This window comes from Rossellomorea sp. SC111 (assembly GCF_024733565.1).
GTDB lineage: Bacteria > Bacillota > Bacilli > Bacillales > Bacillaceae_B > Rossellomorea.
Genome location: NZ_JANIOC010000002.1, coordinates 202311 through 226171 on the forward strand (window position 1 = coordinate 202311; position 23861 = coordinate 226171).

General features: G+C 42.0%; 23 protein-coding genes and 1 pseudogene. 5 read left to right on the top strand and 19 right to left on the bottom strand.

The features are described from left to right. The first annotated feature begins 14 nt into the window (after positions 1 to 14). Complete coding sequence (locus NQ095_RS03130) at positions 15 to 407, top strand: Hsp20/alpha crystallin family protein (protein WP_258262041.1); 393 nt, start codon at positions 15 to 17, stop codon at positions 405 to 407. Between the two features lie 62 nt (positions 408 to 469). Here NQ095_RS03130 and NQ095_RS22535 read toward each other — a convergent pair whose 3' ends face one another. Continuing rightward, complete coding sequence (locus tag NQ095_RS22535; protein ID WP_375162799.1) at positions 470 to 709, bottom strand: Rdx family protein; 240 nt, start codon at positions 707 to 709, stop codon at positions 470 to 472. Positions 710 to 886: 177 nt separating this feature from the next. On the opposite strand from NQ095_RS22535, the gene selD reads away from it, so the two are divergent. Next, entirely contained in the window at positions 887 to 1939 is a 1053-nt protein-coding gene (gene selD, locus NQ095_RS03135; RefSeq protein ID WP_309137603.1) for a selenide, water dikinase SelD, read from the top strand. A 30-nt stretch (positions 1940 to 1969) separates the two neighbouring features. Here the strand turns inward: selD and NQ095_RS03140 are convergent, their stop codons facing one another. The 4 genes and pseudogenes from NQ095_RS03140 to NQ095_RS03155 form a co-directional block, all read right to left on the bottom strand. Next, a complete protein-coding gene (locus NQ095_RS03140) occupies positions 1970 to 4210 on the bottom strand; it encodes a DEAD/DEAH box helicase (protein ID WP_258262042.1) in 2241 nt (746 codons plus the stop codon). A gap of 121 nt (positions 4211 to 4331) precedes the next feature. Next, complete coding sequence (locus NQ095_RS03145) at positions 4332 to 4973, bottom strand: lytic transglycosylase domain-containing protein (RefSeq protein WP_258262043.1); 642 nt, start codon at positions 4971 to 4973, stop codon at positions 4332 to 4334. Positions 4974 to 5120: 147 nt separating this feature from the next. Next, positions 5121 to 5201: pseudogene (locus NQ095_RS03150) on the bottom strand (YjcZ family sporulation protein); the annotation flags it as partial. A gap of 273 nt (positions 5202 to 5474) precedes the next feature. Next, positions 5475 to 7004, bottom strand: a complete 1530-nt coding sequence (locus NQ095_RS03155; protein ID WP_258262044.1) for a glycine betaine uptake BCCT transporter — start codon at positions 7002 to 7004, stop codon at positions 5475 to 5477. A 574-nt stretch (positions 7005 to 7578) separates the two neighbouring features. Here NQ095_RS03155 and NQ095_RS03160 point away from each other — a divergent pair. Beyond that, entirely contained in the window at positions 7579 to 7701 is a 123-nt protein-coding gene (locus NQ095_RS03160) for a hypothetical protein (protein WP_258262045.1), read from the top strand. A 54-nt stretch (positions 7702 to 7755) separates the two neighbouring features. Here the strand turns inward: NQ095_RS03160 and NQ095_RS22490 are convergent, their stop codons facing one another. Beyond that, positions 7756 to 8328 carry a 3D domain-containing protein gene (locus NQ095_RS22490; protein ID WP_309137604.1) on the bottom strand — a complete coding sequence of 191 codons (573 nt, stop codon included), beginning with the start codon at positions 8326 to 8328 and terminating at the stop codon, positions 7756 to 7758. Between the two features lie 296 nt (positions 8329 to 8624). Then, positions 8625 to 9437, bottom strand: coding sequence for a LysM peptidoglycan-binding and 3D domain-containing protein (locus NQ095_RS03170; protein ID WP_258262046.1), 813 nt, complete (start codon positions 9435 to 9437; stop codon positions 8625 to 8627). 393 nt (positions 9438 to 9830) lie between these two features. Here NQ095_RS03170 and NQ095_RS03175 point away from each other — a divergent pair, with 393 nt between their 5' ends. Next, entirely contained in the window at positions 9831 to 9986 is a 156-nt protein-coding gene (locus NQ095_RS03175; RefSeq protein ID WP_098440347.1) for a DUF8096 family protein, read from the top strand. Between the two features lie 46 nt (positions 9987 to 10032). Here NQ095_RS03175 and NQ095_RS03180 read toward each other — a convergent pair whose 3' ends face one another. From NQ095_RS03180 to NQ095_RS03215, 8 genes are all read right to left on the bottom strand, one after another. After that, complete coding sequence (locus NQ095_RS03180; RefSeq protein WP_258262047.1) at positions 10033 to 11319, bottom strand: globin-coupled sensor protein; 1287 nt, start codon at positions 11317 to 11319, stop codon at positions 10033 to 10035. A gap of 320 nt (positions 11320 to 11639) precedes the next feature. Further along, positions 11640 to 12383, bottom strand: a complete 744-nt coding sequence (gene map / locus NQ095_RS03185) for a type I methionyl aminopeptidase (RefSeq protein WP_258262048.1) — start codon at positions 12381 to 12383, stop codon at positions 11640 to 11642. A 161-nt stretch (positions 12384 to 12544) separates the two neighbouring features. Continuing rightward, positions 12545 to 13231 carry an LrgB family protein gene (locus tag NQ095_RS03190; protein WP_258262049.1) on the bottom strand — a complete coding sequence of 229 codons (687 nt, stop codon included), beginning with the start codon at positions 13229 to 13231 and terminating at the stop codon, positions 12545 to 12547. Next, positions 13215 to 13595, bottom strand: a complete 381-nt coding sequence (locus NQ095_RS03195) for a CidA/LrgA family protein (RefSeq protein WP_258262050.1) — start codon at positions 13593 to 13595, stop codon at positions 13215 to 13217. The genes NQ095_RS03190 and NQ095_RS03195 overlap by 17 nt, the downstream gene beginning before the upstream one ends. Before the next feature lie 112 nt (positions 13596 to 13707). Beyond that, positions 13708 to 14346: a type 1 glutamine amidotransferase domain-containing protein gene (locus NQ095_RS03200; RefSeq protein ID WP_258262208.1), complete on the bottom strand. Its 639-nt coding sequence runs from the start codon at positions 14344 to 14346 to the stop codon at positions 13708 to 13710. Between the two features lie 169 nt (positions 14347 to 14515). Then, complete coding sequence (locus NQ095_RS03205) at positions 14516 to 16678, bottom strand: DNA topoisomerase III (protein WP_258262051.1); 2163 nt, start codon at positions 16676 to 16678, stop codon at positions 14516 to 14518. 180 nt (positions 16679 to 16858) lie between these two features. Beyond that, positions 16859 to 17302 carry a DUF6376 family protein gene (locus NQ095_RS03210; protein WP_258262052.1) on the bottom strand — a complete coding sequence of 148 codons (444 nt, stop codon included), beginning with the start codon at positions 17300 to 17302 and terminating at the stop codon, positions 16859 to 16861. A gap of 164 nt (positions 17303 to 17466) precedes the next feature. After that, positions 17467 to 18564, bottom strand: a complete 1098-nt coding sequence (locus tag NQ095_RS03215; protein WP_258262053.1) for a M24 family metallopeptidase — start codon at positions 18562 to 18564, stop codon at positions 17467 to 17469. 253 nt (positions 18565 to 18817) lie between these two features. On the opposite strand from NQ095_RS03215, the gene NQ095_RS03220 reads away from it, so the two are divergent. Continuing rightward, positions 18818 to 18913 carry a putative holin-like toxin gene (locus NQ095_RS03220; protein WP_224940763.1) on the top strand — a complete coding sequence of 32 codons (96 nt, stop codon included), beginning with the start codon at positions 18818 to 18820 and terminating at the stop codon, positions 18911 to 18913. 227 nt (positions 18914 to 19140) lie between these two features. Here the strand turns inward: NQ095_RS03220 and NQ095_RS03225 are convergent, their stop codons facing one another. The 4 genes from NQ095_RS03225 to glpK all read right to left on the bottom strand — a co-directional run bounded on the left by NQ095_RS03225 (position 19141) and on the right by glpK (position 23848). Continuing rightward, a complete protein-coding gene (locus NQ095_RS03225) occupies positions 19141 to 19584 on the bottom strand; it encodes a DUF4064 domain-containing protein (RefSeq protein ID WP_258262054.1) in 444 nt (147 codons plus the stop codon). A gap of 28 nt (positions 19585 to 19612) precedes the next feature. Beyond that, complete coding sequence (locus NQ095_RS03230; RefSeq protein WP_258262055.1) at positions 19613 to 20026, bottom strand: NUDIX hydrolase; 414 nt, start codon at positions 20024 to 20026, stop codon at positions 19613 to 19615. 493 nt (positions 20027 to 20519) lie between these two features. Beyond that, the gene (locus NQ095_RS03235) at positions 20520 to 22184 is read right to left on the bottom strand and encodes a glycerol-3-phosphate dehydrogenase/oxidase (protein ID WP_258262056.1); all 1665 of its coding nucleotides are present in this window, start codon (positions 22182 to 22184) and stop codon (positions 20520 to 20522) included. Between the two features lie 173 nt (positions 22185 to 22357). Then, positions 22358 to 23848: a glycerol kinase GlpK gene (gene glpK / locus NQ095_RS03240; protein WP_258262057.1), complete on the bottom strand. Its 1491-nt coding sequence runs from the start codon at positions 23846 to 23848 to the stop codon at positions 22358 to 22360. Positions 23849 to 23861 lie beyond the last annotated feature (13 nt).

Consider the following 23861-nt stretch of genomic DNA (forward strand, 5'->3'; position numbering starts at 1 on the left):
GGGGTCAGGTGTAAATGTGTAAGGATAAGGAGGATTTCTATTTAGAGAATTGGGAGGAGAGTATGAAGGATTGGTTATTGGATCCTGCTACGGTTCAATTGGATGAACAAGAATTCCGTGTGGATTTTCTTGATACGACGGAATCGTTCATAGTGGAGATCGAGACAGAAAATATATGTCCAGAAGAATTGATAATTAAGAAGAAGGATACTCAATTGCTGATATTAATCATGGTGAAAGACGAAAGTAAAATGAGAAAACGCTCCATTCGTTTTCCTTTCTGCTTAAAGCAGCGAGCCATTACCTATTCCATTGAGCATCATACAATTGAAATCAATGTGCCTAAAAAGGCTTGTTCCACCCCCTCATCCATCGTGATCAGAGTTCAGGGATTGTCGAATGAATAACCGTCATTCTTTAAATAGAGGAAAAGGTCATCAGCATGTGCTGATGACCTTTTCTGCGGGTTTTAATGAGATTCAATGATCGAAATGGTCTCTTTGATATCAGGAAAAAAACCTGTATCGAGTTTGGAATAAATTTTTTCCCCGTTTACTGTAATTTCGAATGCCCCTCCAGAGGACGGTACTAACGTTAGTTCCTTCAATTCGGATCTAAAATGGTTGAATAACTGTTCCGCGAAACTCGCGGCTTTAGGTGCATAGTTTCACATCATACAGAATTCAATCGTCATCTTTACATCTTTCATCTAAATCATCCTCCTCCACAAATCATATTCAACGTGTATATTCATTTTATTAAAGGGGAAGTACTTGTGCAAATATTCAATTCTTTCCTTCATTTCTATTTCTCCTTACTTCTCCTTTGCTCAATTGTATTTTTATCCTGTACAATGAATTTATTCATACATAAAGAGGTGAATAGAATGAGCAAGGAAGAGATCATCCGTTTAACAGAACTTTCTTCAAAAGCTGGCTGAGGCTGTAAACTTAGTCCTAGTGACTTGACGCAAGTTTTGCGTCAACTACCTCCTCAACCATTTACGAAAGAATTATTAGTAGGAAATGAATCATCTGATGACGGCGGCATCTTTCAGCTGACAGATGACCTTGCCATGGTACAAACCGTCGATTATTTCACACCGATTGTGGACGACCCTTACCAATTCGGGCAAATTGCTGCAGCAAATGCTCTAAGTGATGTGTATGCGATGGGTGGAACGCCGAAAACTGTTTTAAACATTGTAGGCTTCCCCATCAAAAAGCTTGGAAGCGAGATGCTTGCCTCTATCCTTAAAGGGGCACAAAGCAAAGTGATCGAAGCCGGTGCAGTAACAGTGGGGGGTCATTCCATTGACGATCAAGAACCTAAATTTGGCCTTAGTGTTACCGGAATCGTTCATCCGAAACAGTATTGGACCAATACCGGTGCACTTGAAGGGGACGTCATTGTATTGACAAAACCATTGGGTGTAGGGATCCTGACAACAGGGATCAAACGAAAAGCTGTGACTCCCGCTCAGGAAGCGGCTGTAATCAAGGTTATGAGCATGCTGAATAAAACGGCTGCGGAATCACTGCGGAAATTTCATCCGAATGCGGTGACCGATGTAACGGGGTTTGGATTGATGGGACATGCATTTGAAATGGCGAAAGGCAGTAACGTATCAATTGAATTCTCTTATTCCTCCATCCCCCTTTTAGAAGGGACGAAAGATTTAGCAGATAAGGGAGTGATTCCTGGGGGATCGAAAGCGAACGCTACTTGGCTTCAAGACATGGTGCATTATGATGCGTGTCTAACCCAGGAAGAGCGTTGGATCCTCTCAGATGCCATCACTTCCGGAGGTTTACTTGTCAGCTTGCCCCTTTCAGAAGGGCAAAAATATGTAGAAGAACTTCAGCGCCACTCCATCTCAGCCGGAATCATTGGTCATGTCCGACCACAACAATCATGGAGTATATATGTAGAAAAATAAAAGCGGTGATCCCTTTGAGGAAGAAACAGCTCAAAGGGGCACCGTTTTTGGTTCTTCAATCATTTTGAAGAATTGGCGGGTTATTTTTTTGGATAAGATTCTCACCTGGAAAGGAAACCGATTTGATTCCTTTGTAAAAGAATTGAACCAGATTACTTTTTCATCGAATGCGATGAATGGTATCAAGGTGGTGGATTTTTTCATTTGGACCCTTGAAGACGACTGTGAACCACTGCCTGATTGTGTGAAGATCGTCACCTGTTTATCCTCTGCTGCCAATTGTAAGGCACGCATCATATCGTTTGGGATCATTTTTAAATCCTGGACATTCACCATGATTTGAGCTTTTGCGGCTGCCATATCTTTACCCAGCTTATGATGGTCATCGATTCTGAACCACTTCATTTTCTTTGTAGAAGTTGGAACGAGTGAAGCGCTCGTTTCATTATGGCCTTCCTGCTGAAGGTGGGAAATGAATTGATGGACAGGTTTAGAAGAATGAGTCTTTTCCCGTATGAATTGATCATTCCCCACTATTATAAGCTTCCCCTTGGCGCGGGTGACTCCTACGTTGATCAGTCTCTCGCTACCTTTACGGGTAATCAACGTACCCGGACTGCCATGTGATTCCCCATCGACTAAATCGAACAGAATCATATCATTTTCCGACCCTTGAAATCCATGAACCGTGGCGGCGTATAGATCGGCTGAAGGAGCAATACTTTTTACCAGTTCATCGAGTAAGAGGTTATACCATTTGGCTTGGGCCCGGTACGGGGTCACAATCCCGGTGGAAAGTAACCCATCACGTATGGATTGAAGGATAAGTTGGATAGTGACTAAGCTGGACAACAGATTCCACCTTGATCCTTTGTGGGTTTCCGCCCACTCCGTCCCTTCTCTCAGGGAAAATAGTACAGCTCCATGTGACGGGAATGGTTTTTTATTTGTGATGATCTCCCGAATCGTTTTGACCGAATGATGGTCCCCCACCCTTGAATGATAGATGTATCGATTGGTGAATGCCGAAATGCTGGGGTGCATCCTCCGTTGTTCCGGAAGTAATAAGAGGTGGGGGTGATCCAGCCCTTTCCCGACGGCTCCTGCCACTCCGGCTGCATGAAAGATGTCTTCCTTCAGCCACTTGGCGGTCAGGGGATGAAAGGAAGTTGAGATGGGTGGAAGCTGTTTGAAATCTCCACATATGATGATCTTTTTCCCCAGGGACGCAGCAAAGGCCACTTGAGGTATATAGGCCATGCTTGCCTCATCCACCATCACTAAATCGAACTCATCTTCATACAAAAGTCGGTCAATGGCCGCCTTTGAAAGGGTTGTCCCGATTACCTTAGCCTCCGTGATCAGCTCACCTTCCCTTCTCTTGAACGTTTCCTTAATTTTTTGATAGTGGACTTCGAGATGGGAGAGTCTCTCTGAATCATAGGAAGAATAGGTTCTCGACAGTTTCTTCTTTAACCTTCTTCTGTACTTTTCTACCTTCACTTTTTCTTCGGATAGAGTCGGATCCTGTTGTTCCAGTAATTGAAGAGCACTTAAATCAACCACATCTTCTCTATAGGTTTTCCTGCTTGTACCATACCGGATCACCTCTCCAGGAATCCAACGGTCATGGCTGCTTAGAAAATGATGCATTTCTTCTATTAATACATCCACAGCTGCATTACTATGGGAGAGAAGCAGCACTCTCTTCCCTTCTGAATAGTGATAAGCTGCCACTCTTGCAAGGGTAAAAGTCTTTCCTGTTCCTGGTGGTCCCCACAGGTACGTAACGGGATTATACTTACTTCTGACGTAAGCTTCATGCAAAGGGGTCTTGTATTCGTATTCAGGATGTCTTTGAGCCATTTCCGGAAACATCACCTTCTGAATGCGCTGGGTTTTCCCATGGCGTTCCCTTGCTTCATCCAACCGTTCCATTAGCTTCTCAAGGATATCCCATGGCTCGTGAAGGATCTGTCCGTATGATAGTGTGTCCCCAATGAACTGATCAAGCTCTATGATGCATTCTCGTTCTTCTGAATTAATCACGATTCCTTGGGTGGAAGAATGCTTCCGTTTAAACATCACACTTCCCCCTTCAGGAAGCGAAGCGGGATAGTAAAGGGTGAACCAATAAATATAGGCATCTTCTTCTTTTCGGATGCATCTCCCCTCTTCGATGAGGATCCCATTCGTTTCCCGTTTTTTTAACTGCAGGATCTCCATATTCAACGCAGATTTCCATTCTTCTAACATGTCTGTTGTCTTCATTTAAATCACCTTTGTCACTTAAGAAAATCAAAAAACCTATCATATCAATTTATTGAGTGAGTGTATAGGAATTCTAAAAAAGAACCATTTCCAAGAAACAATTCTTTTGCTGAGTCACCCATTACATTGGATGTCCTGTATTTTCCTTGCTCTCTTCCACGAATCGGTCAGCATAATACAGGACATCTTCAACATATTGTTCACTATGGTTGTATGCAAATACAGCTTCTTCGAGGTTTCCTTCAGCAGCTCCGTTATGAGCCAGATAGTTGGCGGCACTGAATATGGCGTCCTCAATCTGAAACGGATCTGCTTTTCCGTCCCCGTTTGCATCCACGCCGTATCCGCCATATTTCTCAATGACGGCAGGGTCCGTTTTTTGATCTGTAGGGATATCCCCTTTTCCGAGTCCGGAACAACTTGGGTGGGACCACCCTACAAATGTACAGGGCATAAACTGCATGGGGCCCTCTGCCCCCGCTGGAGATACGAGAGACTTCATAGTGGAGAATTTCGTTTCAACCCTGTGGTGGGCTGCTAGAAGATACCATGGTACTCCATATTCATCTTCAGCTGCCTTATAGATGGGGATATATTCAGATGGTATCTCATCTTTTCCAATGGATGAAAGGTTAAATGGTGGGTCATCATAATTGAGGGCATAATAAACAGCTAAAATGATGATGGGGATGAGAAGCATTCTAAAGGGTGATGACGACTTTCTTTTACTGGACTGCTTTTTTCTGGTCTGTTTTTTTGTCATTGTAGTCGATCCTTTACAAGGTTATGGCTGCACCTTGTATTCTAATATGAGAATTCAATTATGACAATCCATTATGTATAAAAAAAGATGCCCCTAAGCAGAAGGCTCTCTGCTTTTAAGGGACATCTATCCATTTTCTATTTATTGTTAACAAACAAACGCTGCTCCAACGATAATTAATAGGATGAATAAAACTACGATTAACGCGAAACCACCAGCGTAGCCACCACCACCACCGCAGCCATATCCATATCCAGGGTATCCATACATCATCAGTCACCTCCAGTTATCTTACTACGATATTAATGTATGTAGTGGACAAAATGTAGGTTAATTAAAATCATCAAGGACTTTCTATCCAGGTTCTGTAAACGGCTTGAATGTCGCGTGAATAAAGGATTTCCGGAAAATATATGAGAGATAAAATGAGTAAAACGTCTAGTCGAACCATATTGGGCCATAAATAAAGCGCCTGGAAGTTTCCAGGCGCTTTAAAGTCGTTTACATATGTTCTTTAGGTTCTTTTGTTTTTCTAGGCTTAGGTTTAATGTATAAGCCAAGTTCCTTTTTCTCCTGGTTCAATGACTTGTACAGAGAAACCATCATGAGTGCCATGATCACCGAAAATGGAAGGGCTGCGACAATCAATGCATTCTGTAAAGCCTGTAAACCACCGCTGTATAGTAAAATTAAGGCCACGGTAGACTGTGCAAGTCCCCAGGTTAATTTTACATAGTTTGGCGGGGTTAACGAACCATAAGTCGTTTGCATCCCCAACACGAATGTAGCCGAGTCAGCAGATGTGATAAAGAATGTTCCAATCAATGTGATGGCAATGACAGAAAGAATCGTTGACCATTCAAATCCGTTAAAGACGGCAAACAATACTTCTTCCGTTTTCAGGTCCGATAAAGCAGCACCGGCCTGTTGCACTTCAATCGCAGAAGTACCAAAGACGGCGAACCAAAAGAAGCTGACGAGTGCAGGTAACAGCAATACCCCTATCAGGAATTCTCGAATCGTTCTACCTCTTGATACACGTGCGATGAAGATACCCACGAACGGTGACCATGAAATCCACCATGCCCAGTAGAAAATGGTCCAACCATTGATCCATGTGCGGTGCTCTTCATTTAATGGAGCAATCCTGAAGCTCATTGCGGCGATATTTTGAATATAAGCGCCGATTGTATCAGTGAACATATTAAGGATTAATAAAGTAGGTCCAATAAAGAATACCAGTAGGAGAAGCAATACAGCGAGTACCATGTTTGTATTGGATAAGTACTTGATACCTTTACTTAACCCGGACCATGCAGAAATCATGAACAGGACGGTTACAATCCCGATGATGATTGCCTGGACTGTGAAGTTGTTTGGAATATCCAGCAGATAAGATAGTCCTCCGTTAATCTGTGCCGCTCCAAATCCGAGGGTTGTGGCTACCCCTACAACCGTAGCGAATACAGCCAGGACATCGATGATTGTTCCGAGTGGCCCATTCATCTTATCTCCAAAGATCGGTTTCAATGTCGCGGAGATTAAACCCGGCTCATCTTTACGGAATTTAGAGTATGCAAGTGCTAAAGCAACGATCGCATAAATCCCCCATGCGTGAATCCCCCAGTGGAAGAACGTATAACGCATCGATTCCTTGATCGCAAGGTCGGTTCCTCCTTCTGCCGTTGGCGGGGTCATATAGTGAGACAGCGGTTCTGCTGCCCCCCAGAATACTAAACCAATTCCCATTCCTGCACTAAACAACATGGCGAACCATGTTCCTCTTGTATACTCAGGTTTTTCATCCGGTTTCCCTAATCGAATCGTCCCCATCGGACTAAAGATCAAGAACACACAGAAGATGACAATCACTGTAACTAAAATAAGATAATACCAACCAAAAGTTGAAGTGATGAAAGTTTGCATTTTTGCTGTTACGGTTTCAAATGAATTTGGTGCGATTGCTCCATATGCAACGGAAGCAACAACCAAAATGACGGTAATCCAGAAAACATTTGATATTCTCTTCATAAAATTCTCCTTTCCATATTCTATTTTTGTTTGTTACAACTCTCTTCTGAATGAAGGGAACAACAGCGGGATTCGAGGTGTCTATCAAACGTATGTACACCTACTGAAAGTTCCCTACACGTTGAAAGAGTCTCAGTTAATGCAAATGGGAAAATGTGCATTCTGAGGATAAGGGAATGATTACTTATTACCTATTCCCTTGTCACTCTCTTATAAAACCAACATTTGTTACCCTATCAGAAAGAAGTTTAACTTTGCAAGTGATAACCATCAATATTTTTATTAGTCTTTGTCAATTTAGCGTTTTCATTCTAATTCTTTTTCAAGGATTTCCCCCTTTCACAAAGAATTTTTTAATAAAGAAATTTGGAAATGAAGGGTTGTGAAACCGAGGTTGCTTGATAGTCCTGTGGAGGGGTCCCTGCTTGTTTAATTATAGAAGGAACATGAATTAACAGTTGAACTTTAAAGAGGATGTCGAAGAAATGAATTGGTAATTTTGGCACGATTTACACGGGAGGAAGTGCAATTTGTCGGAGAGTATAAAAAAGAATCATTGCGAGGAGGGAATCTGATGAAAAATAAAAATAATCAAGGACAGCATGAAGCTGCAAAAAAATTGGCACAACAACAGATGGGTGAAGAAATCGAGTTGAAATCCGTTGCTCCATCCGCAAGGAAAAAAGAAAAAAACTAAAGGAATAAGTCAATATGTAAAAAAGGACGCCTTTACCGGCGCCCTTTTCATCATCTATTCTTTGATGATTTTGACTTTCACATCTCTTACCCCATATTGGAGGGCATCTTTTTCTTTTTCCATATAGATATCGATGCGGTTACCTTTGATGGCTCCGCCTGTATCTTCTGCACGGGCATACCCGTACCCTTCAATATATACCTTGGATCCTAGAGGAATGACCTTTGGATCGACAGCGATGACTCTCGCATCAGGGTTCTCGATCAGGTCTACCCCTGTCTTCGTGATACCGATACAACCTTCACAATGAGCCGTATAAGCAGTTGCTTTGATATCTATCTCTTTTACAACGTTATCAACTTCTTCATCAGTGGTCTTTGCTGCCTTCACTTCTTGCTTCTCTTCTGAATCCTTATTCACAGAATACCCTTCATCTAACAATTGTTTACGTGTGCCGACCTCGTCGACGGAAACATGATATCGATTGGCGATTTCCCAGAGGATATCTCCTTCTTCTATATTATGATAATCATTGATAGCAGTATCATTACTCTCTGCAGAAGCAGAGGCAAGTCCGATTGAAAGAAAAACTGCGAAGGAAAAAATGGAAAATAAACCTTTTTTCATCTTGTTAAATTCCTCCTTTTGTGTTTAGTCATTAGACCAACAGTTGAAATAGTAACATAGACTTACCTCAGGTACATAACAGACTGTTTATAAACCAATAACAATTAGATGACAAGCATGTAATATTTCTTCTATTCAGTCGACTATGGCGTGCTTAATCCTAGGTATTTCTTCTAAAGGGAAAAATTGAAATAAAATGAGGGAGAATAGATGAAGTGGGAGTATCATGATGAACCGTTATCCGAAAGTCAACTAAAAAAACCACTGAGAAGCAAGTCTCAGTGGTTTGGAATCTATTATTTTGTTTCAAGAATTTTTACGTTTACTGTTTTTCTTCCAAAATCAATGGCTTGGTCCTTTGATGGGATGAAAACATCAATTCGGTTTCCTTTGATTGCTCCGCCAGTGTCTGCTGCAGTTGCATAGCCGTAACCTTCAACATATACTTTTGATCCAAGTGGGATGACATTAGGATCTACTGCAATCACTTTAGCATCCGGGTTTTCTTTTAGATTCACACCAGTAGCTGTTGTACCTGAACAACCATCACAATCGGCAGTATAGGCAGTTGCTTCCACTGTAATTTCATTGACTGCTTTTTCTTCTGCAGCAGGTTCAGCTTGTGCAGGTTTTGCTTCAGCTGTTTGGGCTGCAGGTGCTTCAGCTTCTGGAGCTACTTCTGCTTTTTGTTCTGGAGTAGGCGCTTCTGCCTTCTCAGAAGTATTTGCAGTAGCTGAAGGTGCTTTATCGTCTAAGTTGATGACTAATTCTTGTCCAGGGACAATCAGGTCACTTTCAAGTGCGTTCCACCCTACTAAGCTGTCGACTGAAATGCCATATAGGGAAGAAATCCCCCAAAGAGTGTCACCTTTTTTCACTGTATAATATTCCTTTGAAGAAACCTGTAATTCCTGATCAGGATAAATGATGGATGAACCTAAGTTATTCCATGTCATGAGTTGATCTACAGATGTTCCGTATTCTTTTGCAAGTCCCCATAAAGTGTCGCCTTTTTTTACTTCTATGTCTTGTGCTGAAGCGCTAGCTCCACCAGACACTGCAAGAGTTGTAAATGCAGCCACAGAAATAATCGATTTTTTTAGTTTCATTGAAAAATTCCTCCTTATGTAGCTAGCGGTTTATTTATTTTTGCTAACAGGGAAAATACTAACATAGTAAAATCTCAATTCAATAACAGGAACTTTAACATCGTGCGTCAAGAATATTTCACTACTGTAATAGAAAACGATTTCCTGTATAAACTATCATGTAGAGGAATACTATGGAAAAATAGTTAGAATAATATAGATATAAAGGATATATATGGGTTAGATAGAAGTGGAATATTATATTGGCTTTTTGGACACGCATGGCCACTCAGCGTGTGAAAACTTTAAAGGAAACGCATTTATTAGCAGATCGTGACGATTTTTCCTTAACAAGCTTGTTTGTTCCCTCTATACTATAGAAAGAAGAATGATTTGTACTGGAGGTATAGTTGGATGGAAAACCAAGAGGAGATTGTAGTCCTTTATAAAGATGATCCTGACGAGCATAGTGGTCGTTGCGAGTGTGGAAATAATATTTTTAAATCAAGGGTACTGGATGGGAAGTTTTATCGTAAGTGTCAGGAATGCGGAAAAACCAAAATCGTATAGAGCGGAAAGAAAAGGGAAACCGGTTGAATCCGGTTTCCCTTTTCTTCTACTTGTTTATTTTCTTAATGATGGTGGAAGCAAATTGAACCAACTCGTCTGTTGTATGATTGATCTTCTTAATTGCCTCTACGATATGATTTAATTCTGATTGGTTTCGTTTAAACATATCCATATAGTTTTCCATTTCCATCTGGACCGTCATGATCCCGCTTTGAACATTCCCGATTTCCTTGCGTGAGTTTTCCGTCAGGTCTGTCATGTTGCGAACGCGATTTGAGACAACTCCGATTTGCTGATTGCTCTCATTCACCAATTGATGAATGGACGTGCTGAGTTCTTTGGAATCTTCTGCAAGCTTTCTTACCTCCGATGCAACGACTGCAAATCCCCTGCCCTCATTACCTGCACGCGCTGCTTCAATGGACGCATTCAATGCCAGAAGATTTGTCTGCTCGGCAATTTGCTGGATTGAGTTGGAGAGAGGCGTAATTTGTTCTGCAATGTTCTTAACACCCTGGATTTCCTTCAGGAGCGTGTTGATTTGCTCTGTGATGACTCCAAAGCTTTCTATCATGTGATCTGTTTGATCTTTATTCATTTTTGAAAGTTGAAGGAGATTTTTGCTGCTTTTCTCTGTGTTTTCAGATTCTGCCCGTATGCTTTCAGCTTTTTTGGCAGTCTCATTCAGGCTTTGTTCCGTTTGACTGAGCGATGAACCCAACTCTGTATTCATATTGAGCATTTCTAGTTGCAGTGCCTGGTTTTCCCTATGCAGCTTTTCAAGCTCGTCCATCCTGCTTTGAATATAATATTCTGAAACGATGCTTGCATCCAAATGGATACCATGATCGATTGCTACAAGTACCGATGCAAGCTTGGAAGGTTCGTTTTGGTACAATTCTACAATTTTGGGGATTAGTAAATGTTGAATGGTGGTGTACGTCGAAATAAACCAATCGATTGTAACGCCATTCCGATTATGGGTTTTTCCCATCCGCTCCCTCATTGAAAAATACTCGTCATTCAGCTCTCCTGAAAATAAAGAACGGAAATAATCGTTGAATACGGACTTTAATCGTTCCCTGCTTGAATGGTTCTCGGCAATCTCCACTAAACTGGGATGCTTGTATAAGTGATCGAGTACAGTATCCAGCAGTACATCCGATAATTGATCATAAACCGGGAGAATTTCTTTTAATTCCTGTAAATGGTGCTCCTGAAACTGCATGTAATGAAGCCTTTCATTCAGTTTCTGGTCGTTTAGGACAATTACATTAGATTCAGGTACCACTACGGATTCAGTTTTCGGTTTTCTTGAAAATAATACAGCCATTATGGGGGTGCCTCCGATAAGAATGTTTTTTATTGGTCGCTATGTATAAATTTTGTACAACCTCAATACCTTTACTTTACCCCAACTTTTTTCCTATGACAATCATTTTGTTTGTAAAATTTCAAATATTTCTATGTCTTGATATAGTGGATCCTTCTCTGTAGATCCACCTTTCATTAGAACCTCGAAAATATACTGGGGCAGGACTTTTCCCTTGCATCACGATCGCACGAAAAGTTATACAAAACATATACAAAGAGAGGGACGGACCTTGACTCCTAGGAGCTGCTCCTAGGAATCGAGGTCCGTCCCTCCTACCATTATTCTGTAATGATGATTGGTTCGTTTTGAGTGATGATGATGGTGTGTTCGATTTGGGCGACAAGGCTGTTGTCTGGTGTGATGTACGTCCATCCGTCACCTTTCTCCACTACATTTTGGGCTTTGGTGGAGATGAATGGTTCAAAAGCGATGACCATTCCCTCCTTCAAGAGTGCATTATCCCATGGGTCGAAGTAATTCAGGATATGATCCGGCTTCTCGTGCAGGGAACGCCCTACACCGTGACCAGTCAAGTTCATGATGACCGTATAACCATTTTTTCTAGCTTCATTATTCACGGCTTTTCCAATTCCGTTTTGTTTAGAACCGGCTTTTGCCTTTTGAAGTCCTGCCTGGAATGACTTTAATGCAGCGTCGCATAAATCTTTCAGCTTGGGATCACCCGTTCCGACAACAAATGAAATGCCTGTATCTGCATAATATCCATCTTTTGATCCTGAAACGTCTATATTGACAAGATCCCCTTCGTTTATCACTCTTTCTCCGGGAATCCCGTGGGCCACTTCTTCATTAACACTGATACATGTATACCCCGGGAAGTCATATTCTCCTTTAGGACCTGAAATCGCACCATTTTCTTCAAACATTTTCCCTGCGATATCATCAAGTTCCTTCGTCGTAACGCCTGGTTTAGTTTGAGAGCGTAATTCATCGCGTATCATTGCGACAATACGGCCTATTTCTTTCAATGCCTGTAAATCTTCCTCTTTTTTGACTATCATAATATCTTCCTTCTCTTTTTGAATTTCCTTCCCTTACTATACATAAACCTACTCCATTTTTAAAGGGAAAGCCCCTGTCTTTAATAATATGTAACCCTTCATATCCAGTACAAATTCCTTCATTCAGGTGTTATCATCAGTAGCTGTCCCTTAGTCGATGATCAAATCAACAGAAAGAGTACGGGAATGACAAATGACATGATGGTTGCTGTCAGCGCCATGGCGGCACCACTGACGGCCCCTTCTTTTTCCCCTTCTTTAATGGCTTGTGCCGTACCAACCCCGTGGGAGATGACTCCGAATGGGAGTCCCCTGGCAATAGGATGCTTAATTCCCGTCGCCTTCAGGAGCGAAGGAATGATCATTGCCCCTATCATCCCTGTAACGATGACGACCGTTGGAATGACCTCGATCTTTGCCCCGATTACGCTTCCGATGTCAACTGCGACAGGCGTCGTAATGGTCTTGATCAGTAATGAGCGGTTCCACTCATCCGGAATCCCCAACAAGAGGCTGAGGGTAAAGGATGCAAGCATGGACAAGCCGCTTCCAAATAGGATGCCCACCAAGATCGGCTGGAAGTTTCTCGAAAGCAGTTGTCGGTGCTGATAAAGGGGATACGCTAGAGATACTGTCGCAGGTCCAAGTAAATAAGTGATGAATGAAGTGTCTTCTGCAAATGTTGTATAGGAAATATCCATAGTGAGTAATGTGGCAATAATGGCAATCGTACTTAAAAAAATCGGAATCGTTAACGGATTGGGCCAACGTTTATGAATCTTGACACACATTGAAAAATATAGGAGAGTGACACCTATTGTAAGTAGAGAATTAATTAGACCGGTCATATTTCCGTTTCTCCTCCCATTTGATGAACCCTTCTGCTGAGACCGAAGTCGCCAAAAAACCAATCACCCCGCTGACAATGAGAACGATAACCAGCTTCCATCCATATTTGATAAAATAGGGACCGAGAACAATGGCGCTGACAGATAAGGGAAGGAAAAAGAAGGAGAAGTGTCTTAGGTAGAATCCCGAACCATCCAAGAGTAAACGCTCATTCAGTACCCTCGTTGATAATAATAGAAATAATAGCAGCATCCCGATGATACTTCCCGGAATCGGCAAATGAAAGAATGAGGTACACCACCTTCCGATTTCATAAAATAAACAAAGAATCGCCATTTGTATAATGATCCGAACAGCCTGCATGTGCTTCTCCCTTCAACTTTATTCTTCTCCCGATTTTATCACATTTGATGATGTGTTTGAGAGTAATAGAAAAGAGCATGGACCAGGTCCATGCTCTAAGAATGAAACAGTATTATAAAACGTTAATGAACGCTTCTGCTGCTGCTTGACTTGATTGTGGATTTTGTCCCGTCACAAATTTCCCATCGGTGATGACGTGATTGCTCCATGCATCTGATTTTTCGAATTGAGCTCCCTGTTCCCTCAATTTTGTTTCTAATAAGAACGGCATCAGTGAATCAAGACCAGTTTGCTGTTCTTCTTCATTCGTGAAGGCCGTTAAGCTTTTTCCTTCAACCAGCCATTTACCATTAGATAACTTCGTTCCGACAAATCCTGCCGGACCGTGGCAGACGGAACCGATCGCTTTATCGTTTTCAGCAAAATGGACTAACGCCTGTTGTAGTTCAGGACTTTCAGGCAGATCAAACATCGTCCCGTGTCCACCTGGTAAGAAGATCCCGGCATATTCATTCACATTTAATTGGGAAAGGACCAGCGTTTGATCCAGTTCTTTAGTGACCCCTTTCCACTTCTCCACTTGTTCATCATCAAGGCTGTTCGGATCCAACGGGATGCGTCCACCTTTCAAGCTTGCCACATCTACTCCAAAACCTTGATTCTTAAATTCTTCATAAGGTTCTGCGAACTCAGATAACCAAAGACCAGTTTCATGTTCATCATCAATTTTACTTTCGTTTGTTAAGACCATTAATATCTTTTTCAATGTATAACCTCCATTGTTTTCTCTGATTTCTTATCACTCTATTGTTTTATCCGTTTCACATAAAAATAAACTTCTTTCGAAGCATACGATCAAGTTGCAGTGGTCCGATATAAGAAAACGACCCTCGCAAGAAGAAGTCGTTTTAGCATTTACGTTAGTTTATATCAAATTGGAATTGGATTTTTTTTTGATTGGCATCCCAGCTCAGATAAGCGGAGAATTCTTTTTCGCCTTTCTTAAATCCGTCAATTCGGTCGGATTTGCCTTCAGTTAACACTTTTTTTACGATTTTCTGTGTGATTCTCTTTGATAAGATGGTTTTGGAAATGGTAAAGCTGCACTTCGTACGTTGATAATTGGAACACCCATAGAATTTTCCTTTATCAATCACTTTCCCGCCACATTTCAAACAGTTTCCGATACTTGTTTTGGGTGCTCTTTTTCCGCTTCGTCCCTTTGTTCTCTGGATAGAATCAGTATCCAGATCCTCAAACTTCCATGCGGTAGATTCCTGAAGGGCGTTTTGAACGAGCCGTTCACTTAATTTCTTAACTTGCTCCATGAATTCAGGTGCAGATGCCCGTCCTTTTCCTATTTCCTGGAGGCGCTGCTCCCATTTAGCCGTCATTTCTGCAGAAGCTAACACATTATCCCCTATGGCACGAATTAACACCTTTGCTTTATCAGTGGGAAAGACAATATTTTTTTGGATATCAATGTACTTGCGATCCTTTAGCATTTTGATGATACCTGCCCTGGTCGCTTCTGTCCCAAGGCCCTCTGTTTGTTTCAACACTTTTTCCAGTTCATCATTGTCCATATATTTACCTGCTGTCTTCATCAAGGTGATCAGTTGTCCTTCGGTGAATCGTTTAGGGGGCTGTGTTTTCCCTTCTTTTGTAACGACTTTCTTAACCATGCCTTTATCCTGTTCTTGTACTGGTGGAAGGAGAGGTTCTTCTTCTTTTTCGTTTTGCATGAGGACCTTACGCCAGCCTTCCTGCAAGATCTGCTTTCCTTTGGAAACGAACTCTGCCCTTTCATCCACAACCGTCGAGATGGTCGTATAATTTATGATCGCTTTATCATGGTGTGCCGCAATAAAGCGTTTCACGACGACATCATAGATTTTCCTTTCATCTTCTGATAGGGAATAGGGATCTGTTACTTGTTCAGTAGGGATAATCGCGTAGTGATCCGATACCTTGGCTTCATTCACAAAACGTTTATTGTTCAGCAAGCTTGAATGAGGAGTCGGTATCCACTGATTGTAAGGGTTGAATTCTTTCAGTTTGTTCAGTATTTCAGGAAAACTTTCAGCTTCACCTTTCGTGACATATTGGGAATCAGATCTTGGATAAGAGACGATACCTTTTTGGTACAGTTTCTGAAGCACATCCAATGTTTTCTTGGGGGAGAACTTATACATTTTATTGATTGTTGCCTGCAGGGCTGAAAGATTGAATAGTAAGGGTGGTGCGAATTCTTTCCTTTCTGTGTTCAGATTGCTTACAGTAGCCGGTTTGTTTTGACAAAAAGAAGCGATTCTTTCAGCAAGCTCCCGTGATTGAATTCGGCTCTCTCCATCTTTCTGCCATATCCCTTCATAAGTGTAATCGTCGATTTGAAAGGTTGCTTTCACTTCCCAAAAGGGCTCGCTCTTAAATCGGTCGATCTCTTCGTCCCTTCTCACGATCAGGGCAAGAGTCGGAGTTTGAACCCTGCCAGCAGAGAAAACATCGGACATACCCTGCTCTTTAAGCAGGATGCTGTATGCCCTTGACGCATTCATACCAACAAGCCAGTCGGCACACGCTCTGGAATAGGCTTCAAAATATAAGCTTCTCATTTCTGCTTCTTCTCGCAAACTCTCGAATCCTTGAATGATGGCTTTCTCAGTCAGGGAGGAAATCCACAGCCTCTTCATCGGTTTCTGAACCTTGGACATGGAGATAATATTTCGGATGATTAACTCTCCTTCTCGTCCTGCATCACCTGCATGAATGATTTCTGTGACTTCATTTTTTTTAAGAAGGTCTTTAATGACAGAGAATTGTTTCGCTTTAGCTCTTTGCAACTCATATTGAAATCTCAGGGGAATGATCGGAAGGTCGTCCAATGACCATTTCTTCCATTTGCTTTCATACTTTTCAGGGGCTTGAAGCTGAAAAAGATGTCCAACTGCCCACGTAATATAAGCACCTTTAGGGAATACATCGTTTGGATGAATCTCGATATATCCTTGACGTTTCCTATGGGAAAAAGGCTTGGCAAGGGTCGCTCCCTGGTCGGGTTTTTCAGCTATTACGACTTTCATAATATTCTCCTTTTCATTTTGTTGATTTTATCATTATACCATTTTCAAGAACTGTTGTTCTATCAAAACAAGAACTAGAACATATCTTTGATCTATAAGAAAATTATTTTCAAGTAGTTATACGTGCTCATTCAGTATGTAAAAAGGTGTTACAGACTTACTATCTGTAACACCCATCCATTATTGACCCAGATTTTCCAAGTTTCCTTTGATCTCCTGTAGTTGATTGAATGTATTCACAATTTCAAGATTCTTGAGATCGGAAATCTGAACTTCACCCTTATCAATTTCGACTATGGCCCGATCGATTCCTTCCAACGCTTGTTGATTATATCCCTCCACTTTTTGATGGATATCATTAGCCAGTTTAGGCGGGGTTAAGTCGTTGATTTCTTTGATTTCATTTTTCATATCAACAAGTCTCGTCTCAAGTTCCGGAATTGCAGATGAATCTGAAGCAGCATTTTCCATTAAACCCGGAAGATCATTGGCAAATTGTTCAGCCTCGTTCAGGTAATCGGTCATCTCGTCTACATAGGTTAAACTGTTGTTTGCTTCTTCCAATATGCCGCAGCCAGTCAGTGTAAAGAAACTGAATGCTATGAGAATCAGTAATTTTTTCATGTACTATGTCCTCCCTGTTGTGTTCCGTCCACTGTATATACGGACTATACCAAATAAAGTTTCACTTATTTTTTGAAAGCTCAATCTATGAAACTAATCTATATGGAGGTTGAGGGTTACGGTCTAAAAAAGAAGGCCAACGCTTATACGTTAGCCTTCTGTGTTTATTCAATGATTCGAAGTTCTTTTGGATAATTGGTTAACGTGGTATACCCGTCCTTGGTGATGAGAACGTCATCTTCAATTCTTACACCACCGATTTCAGGGATGTAAATACCAGGCTCTATTGTGTATGTCATGCCTTCCTTTAATATGCCATCATTTAAATGGCTCATTGAAGGGAATTCATGGACGTTGATACCTAATCCATGCCCGATTCGATGTGGGAAGTAGTCACCGTATCCTGCATCTGTGATGATGTCACGTGCGATTTGATCCAGATCGCCTATACGATTGCCTGGCTTGCTTGCTTCTAAGGAAGCGAGCTCCGCTTTTAAGACCGTATTGTAGATTTCCTTTTGTTTCTCTGATACCGACTTATATGCAAATGTACGGGTAATATCAGAAGTATAGCCTTCAAGGACAACCCCTAGATCAAATAGGACGAAATCTCCTGCTTTCAGTTTACGGTCTCCCGGATTACCGTGTGGATCTCCAGCTTTTTCACCGAAGAGTACCATTGTAGAGAATGACATTTCACGGATTCCTTTTTTCTTTAATTCAAATTCTATCTTCGCAAGGACTTCCATTTCGGTAATGCCTTCTTGAAGTGCACTTACACCTACTTCAACCCCAAAGTCAGCCATTTCAGCTGCTCGGCGCATGATCGCAATTTCACCTTCGTCCTTGACGACACGCATTTCATTTAATTTGTCTTCAACGTTCACCACATTCGGGGAGTCGAAGATGTTTAAAAACGCCTGACTGCGTCCATAAGTTACGACTTCATTCTCAAAGGCCACCCTGTTTCCATCAATTTTTCTAGCCAGAACAGCTTCTTTAATAAAGTCCCAAGGATTTTCATGGTCTGAGTAGCCAATCACTTCGTTGCCCCAACCGGCATCCTTCACTTGTCTCGCTTCCATTCCTGGCACGACTACAAATGGTTCGGCATCCGGAAATACGAACAGACCCATTAATCGCTCATGTGGATCTGTGTGGAAATTCGTTAAGTAAAATACGTTTTCAGTTGAATTGATAAATGCTGCGTCAATTTTCTCTTCTTTTAACCAATTTTTTAACATTTCTATTCGTTGTTTCATCGAGTATTCCTCCCAGAGTATCATGATGTTATGTAATCGTTTAATGTGAGCATATCTATGCTAACATATTTCAAGTGAAGTTTAAAATAATTGGAGTGTGTGGGGGTTCGCTTGGTGTGTATTTTTTTGACAAGGTAGGCTTTTCCTACCTCCTGCCTATAAAGGATGGAGTGTGTTTGTGATATAATCTGGAGTATACAGTGAATGTAGGGTGGGAGTGGCCACTTCCTTATAGAAGGAGGTGGTGCTTATAGTGACAACGTATGAGGCGTTAACGCTAATGATTACCTTTGGCTCTTTAATTGTCTCCATCATTGCCATAGTTATTTCAAATGACAAAAAGAAATAACCCCACCCTCATGAAGCGCCTAAACTTTGAAGGGTAGAGTTATGTTCCTTTCTCTATTGGGCCACTGCTTTCCTTGCAGTTTGCTGTGTAGCAAGAGACATTGGTTGCCGCCAGTGTCTCTTGTTTTTTATTATGCTCTCCTTTTAAGATAGTATATTTTCTAACGGAAAGCAAGATGTGGCCGAGCAAAAAAAGAAGCCTAGAGAAAATTCTCTAAGCCATACACATTAATAAACTGTTTCCGTTCTTTTTGGTTTACGAACAAAAGCCATGATGCCGGCGATTAAGAATAAAAGTCCAGGAATGAACCCGAATCCGATTGTTCCAAGTCCGATCACAAGCGCGGCAATGATAAACATGATACCGGATAGTACAGGCTTTTTATTTTTGACAATGGTCATAACAGCGATGATTCCTAGGATTGATGCAATTATGCCTAAGATTACGAGATAAGAACCCATCGATTCAGCTGTTTCCATGATGGCACTCATATCCCCTGCTGTCATCCCGGATTCCTGTAGATTCGGGTCACTTTCCATTCCCTCTTCGATTTGGGACATCACTTCCGGGCTGCTCGTGCCCATGTTCAATACAATTCCAATGATGGAAAATAATGCGGATAAGACAATTCCGATCACTCCCATAACGACTTCACCAGTACGCTTTACCATTCTAATCTCTCCTTAATAGTTGATTTCTCTATAGTATATTGTGTTTCTTACCCATATAGGCCTCGAGGATGGATTGATCCTCAGGAAAGCAAAGGGGCAGGTCATTTAACTCTCGGAGTGAGATCCATTCAATCTTATGTATTAATTGATCGGGATCTTGAAGTGTTGCTTTTCCTCCAAGAAGGTGAACTTCGTAATAGTGAATGGTTGTGGAAATATCCCCTTCACACCCCCATTTAGTGTAAAGATGTTTTCCTGCATCCACCCTATAGCCCGTCTCTTCCCACACTTCTCGCACACAACACTCCTTGAGGGTTTCTCCTTTTTCAAGACCACCTGAAGGGATCGACCATCGTTTCTCTTCCTCTTCTTTTCCCTGTAAAACCATTAATAAACGCCCTTCATTCATACAAAGGGCAGAGGCCCCTTTCCAATCGTACATTCATTCACCTCGCTTCTGGATAATTTTAACTTTTTCCCTTTTTCTAATGGCATCCCCTAAATGCATATTCGCTCTTTTGACAAAATTCTCCTTCAAGAGAATGAAATTCTTTATTTTCAGACTTCTATCGTATCCTTTTCAAGTTAAGATATCACGCCTCATCTCTTTTACTAATACAGCAATTACAACACCTTCTCCCGCATATTTTATAGAAAACAAAAAAAGGCTGGCTTCATCCCATTGAAGCCAACCTTTTAACGAGGAGTCGTGTCAATTTCTACTCTTACTCTACAGCAACGACCCCGTTCTCTCAACTTCCCTCAGCAGGGATATAAAGTTCTCTCAATAAATGAAAAGCACGGTTTAGGCAGTTTCAGCTTCATTTCATATATTTATATAATTGTAAGCATAATTCATCATGCATGTTTTGAGAAAAGTACATTACAGGAATGCATAAAAAAACCGGCAGAAAATTCATTCTGCCGGTTTCACCTTATGACTGTAAATCCACCGGTACAATTGCATTCTTCAATTCATTATTTAAATCGGTGGTGTATTTGTCTTTTTGTTCACTAGTCCAATTCAACAATTTAGACATCACCCCAATGACTGGTTCCTTCCACTTCTCTACCCACTCACGGTCAAAGAACAAAGCGCCTGTCCGTCTAATGAAGAAATCCAGAGGTGTCGCAGCCATCTCTTCCTGAATCGCATAAATCAGTTGGGCGTACAAGTAAGGAGGGACGGACCTTTCATCCGTGGATCCACTGTAAGCATGAGCAAGCTTAAATAGCTGATCCACATTGGAGCCATACATTCCTGCAAGCTTTCGTCCCTCTGACTCTGTTAATCCATATTGGGTGGCTTCTCCTGCCTTTTGGTCAATGAAAGATTGAAAATTCTTCGAACCTCCTACATGACCACCGGAAATCGGCATATGCTTTGTCGAGGACGCAGGGAACTTCTGCTTGTGTTCTTCTTTCAGCCGTGTAGATACAAGGTCAACGACATGTTCCCCCATTTTGCGGTATCCTGTCAGCTTACCACCTGCAATGGTGATCAGTCCGCTTTCCGCTTCCCACACTTCATCTTTACGGGAAATTTCAGAAGGGTCCTTCCCTTTTTCAAATATCAATGGACGTACGCCTGCCCAGCTGGATTCCACATCCTCTTTCCCAACTGAAACACCGGGGAACATGAAGTGAATCGCATTCAAGATATAATCCCTGTCTTCTGATGTCATATGAGGGGATGCTTTCTCAGAGTCAAAGAATGTGTCCGTTGTCCCTACATACGCTTTCCCATCACGAGGAATCGCAAATACCATGCGTCCATCCGGTGTATCGAAATAGACCGCTTGTTGGAGAGGGAATTTGCTTTGATCGATCACAAGATGCACTCCCTTGGTCAGGCGCAGCTGTTTATTATTCGTGCTGTAATCCTTCCCACGGACATCATCGACCCAGGGACCTGCTGCATTCACAATCTTTGAGCCGCGAATTTCAATCGTTTCACCTGTAATCAGGTCTTCTGCTTCGATTCCGACAACTTTTTTGTTGTCATAGAGGAATCGCTGGGATTTCATATAGTTTAGAACCGTTGCCCCATGAGCAACTGCTTCCTTCATGACTTCGATGGTTAAACGTGCATCGTCGGTTCGATATTCTACGTAGTAACCTCCGCCCTTCAACCCATCTTTTTTAACGAGAGGCTCTTTCGTTAACGTTTCCGATACCGATAGCATGGATCGTCTTTCACTTCTCTTGACACCAGCAAGATAGTCGTAAACCTTCAACCCGATCGATGTGCTGAATTTACCAAATGTTCCTCCTTTATGGAGGGGTAACAGCATCCATTCAGGAGTTGTGACATGAGGCCCGTTTTCGTATACGATTTCACGTTCTTTTCCTACCTCGGCCACCATCTTGACTTCAAATTGTTTTAAGTAACGCAGTCCCCCGTGAACCAATTTTGTGGAACGGCTGGATGTACCTGCGGCGAAATCCTGCATTTCCACCAGGGCTACTTTCAGTCCCCGTTTGGATGCATCAAGGGCAATCCCTGCACCAGTTATACCTCCCCCGATTACAATCAGGTCGAATTGGTCGGTAGATAGTGTATGTTTTACTTCTCTTCTTGCAGTACTTGAAAATGTCATAGTTGGTTCCTCCTAAGAATTAAAGAAATGATATCTGCTCTTACTCTATTGTTTAACCATAAAAAAAGAGACCGAAACTAACATCATGGTCGAAATGTGCCATAATGCAAGTTTGGTCTCTCTTGATCTCTAACCGTTTTATTAACTTGGATTCATTATATCATATGTTTCTTTTATTTAAAAGCCATAGCTGCTTTTACAGCTTTTTTCCAGCCATTATATAATTCTTCCTGTGTTTCCACGGCCATTTCCGGTTCGAATTGTTTCTCTTTATTCCACTGTTTGGAGATTTCTTCGCGATCTTTCCAGAAACCGACAGCAAGTCCTGCAAGGTAAGCAGCACCTAATGCAGTGGTTTCATTGACCACCGGACGCTCGACCGGTACGGATAGCAAGTCACTTTGGAACTGCATTAAGAAATCATTCTTGACTGCCCCTCCATCGACTCTCAGCTTCTTAAGGGAAATTCCGGAATCGGCTTCCATGGCGGTCAATACATCCTTTGTCTGATAAGCAAGGGATTCCAGAGTGGCCCTTACAAAATGTTCCTTCGATGTGCCTCGGGTTAACCCGAATACAGCACCGCGAACGTCACTGTCCCAATATGGAGTTCCCAAGCCCACAAATGCAGGGACAACATATACACCATCGGTTGAGTCCACTTTTTCTGCATAATCCTGGCTATCCTTTGCATCTTTCAGCATACGGAGGCCGTCCCGAAGCCACTGAATGGCAGATCCTGCAACGAAAATGCTGCCTTCAAGGGCATATTCCACTTTTCCATCGATTCCCCAGGCAAGGGTCGTTAATAGACCATTATCAGACTTCACCGCTTTCTCACCTGTATTCATCAGCATAAAGCAGCCTGTCCCGTACGTATTCTTAGCCATGCCTTTCTCATAACATGCCTGACCGAATAATGCAGCCTGTTGATCTCCCGCCGCACCTGCAATCGGTATTTCCCGCCCAAAGAAATGATACGGAACCGTTTTCCCATACACTTCTGATGAGGGACGGACCTCTGGAAGCATACTTGCCGGTACACCGAGAATATCAAGGAGCTCTTCATCCCATTTCAAATCATGTATATTGTACATAAGTGTACGTGAAGCGTTGGAGTAGTCTGTTACGTGAGCCGTTCCACCTGACATTTTCCAAATCAGCCAAGTGTCGATCGTTCCGAACAGGAGCTTGCCTTCTTCCGCCTTTTGCTTTACACCTTCGACATTATCCAGGATCCATTTCACTTTCGTGCCGGAGAAATAGGCATCAATCAACAAACCTGTTTTATCACGGAAGGTATCGTTTAGTCCTTGTGATTTTAATTCCTCACAGATCCCTGCGGTTTGACGGGATTGCCACACGATCGCATTATAAACCGGGTCACCGGTCTCTTTATCCCATACAACTGTTGTTTCACGTTGATTCGTGATCCCGATTCCTTCGATCTGATCGGGTTTCACACTTGATTCCGATAAAACGCTTGCAATGACGGCAAGGACAGAACCCCAAATTTCATTCGCACTGTGTTCTACCCAGCCCGGTTTAGGAAAATGCTGAGTAAACTCTTTTTGAGCAGTATGAGCGATTTCCCCTTTTTTATTAAAAAGGATTGCTCTTGAACTTGTGGTTCCTTGATCCAATGATAAAATGTACTTTTCCATTGATAACCCCTCC

Excerpts from the sequence above, each read along its gene's own strand:
- NQ095_RS03130 (WP_258262041.1), top strand. The coding sequence starts at position 15 with ATGTGTAAGGATAAGGAGGATTTCTATTTAGAGAATTGGGAGGAGAGT.
- NQ095_RS03140 (WP_258262042.1), bottom strand. The coding sequence starts at position 4,210 with ATGAAGACAACAGACATGTTAGAAGAATGGAAATCTGCGTTGAATATG.
- NQ095_RS03145 (WP_258262043.1), bottom strand. The coding sequence starts at position 4,973 with ATGACAAAAAAACAGACCAGAAAAAAGCAGTCCAGTAAAAGAAAGTCG.
- NQ095_RS03155 (WP_258262044.1), bottom strand. The coding sequence starts at position 7,004 with ATGAAGAGAATATCAAATGTTTTCTGGATTACCGTCATTTTGGTTGTT.
- NQ095_RS03160 (WP_258262045.1), top strand. The coding sequence starts at position 7,579 with ATGAAAAATAAAAATAATCAAGGACAGCATGAAGCTGCAAAAAAATTG.
- NQ095_RS22490 (WP_309137604.1), bottom strand. The coding sequence starts at position 8,328 with ATGAAAAAAGGTTTATTTTCCATTTTTTCCTTCGCAGTTTTTCTTTCA.
- NQ095_RS03170 (WP_258262046.1), bottom strand. The coding sequence starts at position 9,437 with ATGAAACTAAAAAAATCGATTATTTCTGTGGCTGCATTTACAACTCTT.
- NQ095_RS03175 (WP_098440347.1), top strand. The coding sequence starts at position 9,831 with ATGGAAAACCAAGAGGAGATTGTAGTCCTTTATAAAGATGATCCTGAC.
- NQ095_RS03180 (WP_258262047.1), bottom strand. The coding sequence starts at position 11,319 with ATGGCTGTATTATTTTCAAGAAAACCGAAAACTGAATCCGTAGTGGTA.
- map (WP_258262048.1), bottom strand. The coding sequence starts at position 12,383 with ATGATAGTCAAAAAAGAGGAAGATTTACAGGCATTGAAAGAAATAGGC.
- NQ095_RS03190 (WP_258262049.1), bottom strand. The coding sequence starts at position 13,231 with ATGACCGGTCTAATTAATTCTCTACTTACAATAGGTGTCACTCTCCTA.
- NQ095_RS03195 (WP_258262050.1), bottom strand. The coding sequence starts at position 13,595 with ATGCAGGCTGTTCGGATCATTATACAAATGGCGATTCTTTGTTTATTT.
- NQ095_RS03200 (WP_258262208.1), bottom strand. The coding sequence starts at position 14,346 with ATGGTCTTAACAAACGAAAGTAAAATTGATGATGAACATGAAACTGGT.
- NQ095_RS03205 (WP_258262051.1), bottom strand. The coding sequence starts at position 16,678 with ATGAAAGTCGTAATAGCTGAAAAACCCGACCAGGGAGCGACCCTTGCC.
- NQ095_RS03210 (WP_258262052.1), bottom strand. The coding sequence starts at position 17,302 with ATGAAAAAATTACTGATTCTCATAGCATTCAGTTTCTTTACACTGACT.
- NQ095_RS03215 (WP_258262053.1), bottom strand. The coding sequence starts at position 18,564 with ATGAAACAACGAATAGAAATGTTAAAAAATTGGTTAAAAGAAGAGAAA.
- NQ095_RS03225 (WP_258262054.1), bottom strand. The coding sequence starts at position 19,584 with ATGGTAAAGCGTACTGGTGAAGTCGTTATGGGAGTGATCGGAATTGTC.
- NQ095_RS03230 (WP_258262055.1), bottom strand. The coding sequence starts at position 20,026 with ATGTACGATTGGAAAGGGGCCTCTGCCCTTTGTATGAATGAAGGGCGT.
- NQ095_RS03235 (WP_258262056.1), bottom strand. The coding sequence starts at position 22,184 with ATGACATTTTCAAGTACTGCAAGAAGAGAAGTAAAACATACACTATCT.
- glpK (WP_258262057.1), bottom strand. The coding sequence starts at position 23,848 with ATGGAAAAGTACATTTTATCATTGGATCAAGGAACCACAAGTTCAAGA.